This is a genomic window from Actinokineospora sp. PR83 (genome assembly GCF_021056305.1).
Classification (GTDB): Bacteria; Actinomycetota; Actinomycetes; order Mycobacteriales; family Pseudonocardiaceae; genus Actinokineospora; species Actinokineospora spheciospongiae.
In genome coordinates this window covers 1-1299 of the sequence record NZ_JAJCXD010000152.1, presented here as the reverse complement: position 1 = coordinate 1299, position 1299 = coordinate 1, and the positions used below count along the sequence as shown (strand labels likewise).

Annotated in this window: 1 protein-coding gene and 1 pseudogene; one reads left to right on the top strand and one right to left on the bottom strand. The window is 78.2% G+C overall.

Annotated elements, in window-relative coordinates:
* Window positions 1-967: sigma-70 family RNA polymerase sigma factor (locus L6E12_RS34030; RefSeq protein WP_236232028.1), on the bottom strand; the 967-nt coding region annotated here is incomplete at its 3' end.
* 136 nt (window positions 968-1103) lie between these two features.
* On the opposite strand from L6E12_RS34030, the pseudogene L6E12_RS34025 reads away from it, so the two are divergent.
* Window positions 1104-1299 (top strand): annotated as a pseudogene (locus L6E12_RS34025) (GGDEF domain-containing protein); the annotation flags it as partial.

Sequence of the window (1299 nt, the reverse complement as noted above, 5' to 3'; positions counted from 1 at the left end):
CCACGGCCGCCGCCACGGCGGCGGCGGACACGCTCGCCACCACCCCCTGGCGCACCGCCGACCTCGACGCCGCGCCCCCTGCCCCGGCCGCGCCCGCCGCGCCACCCACGGCTGCCCCGGCTGCCGCCGCACCGCCCGCGGCGGTGAGGCCGGTCGTGGCCGAGCCGGAGAGGTAGGCGGCGACGGCCAGCGGGCCCAGGACCAGCGGGGCCACCCCGGCGCGCAGGCCGCCGTTGACGTCGGTCAGCTCCGCCGCCAGCGCCCGGCAGCGGTCGCACTCGTCCAGGTGCGCCTCCACCTGCGCGGTCTCCCGCTTCGCCAGGCCGCCGCGGACCCAGGTGCCCAGCCGCTCGGCGGTGGCGTGGCAGTGCTCGTCGCTGGTGGAGGCGAGGTGGACCTGCAGGTACGCCTGCCGCAGGCCCTCGCGGGCGCGGTAGGCCAGCGCGGAGACCCCGTTGGGTGTCAGGCCCAGGATCGGCGCCACCTGGGCCGGGGACTGGCCCTCGATCTCGGTATGCCAGAGCACGGCCTGCCACCGCTCCGGCAGCGTGCGGAACGCCCTGGCGGCGAGCGTGCGCTCCAGCCCCTCGACGGCCGTGTCCGCGAACGGCACGCTGACCGCCTCCTGGGCGACACCGCTGGCCTGGGTGACGTCGTCGACCAGCTCGACGCGGCGGTCGCGGCGGGTCTTGTCGTAGGCGGTGTGCCGCAGCGCGGTGAGCAGGTAGGCGCGGAACGCCGAGTCGGGGCCGCGGCCCTGGCGCAGCGTGGCGAGGACCTTGGCGAACGCCTCGGACACCAGGTCGTCGGCCTCGACCGACGAGCGGGCGAGCTGCCTGGCCAGGTTGCGGGCGGCACCGACGTGCCGCTCGTAGAGCGGCCCGTAGGCCGCGGTCCGCCCGTCGCGGACAGCATCGATCAGCTCGGCATCGCTCGGGCCCTCCAGCCCGGCAGGCACGGTCGACACGGACTCCCCCTTCGCCACCGCGGGCCAGTGTGACGGACGGGCGCGGCCGGTGGTGCGCGCCCACCCGATGGTGTGATCGCGTCACGACCGGCCGACCGGCGCGTTTCCCCGTCGTCGACGGCGAAAGGACCACTCCATGGTGGTGCGGGAGACCGGGATCGGGGCCGCGGCCCTGCGGTCCCGCTGGCGCGCGGCCAGCCTGGCGGCGGGCTGGCGCTACCCGAGCGACTGGGCGACCGCCGAGGTCGACGCGGTCTGCCGGGCCGCTGCCGCGGGCGCCGACCTGGCTGCCCCGCTGGCCGCGCTCGGCCGGGCGCGGGCGCACGGCGGCG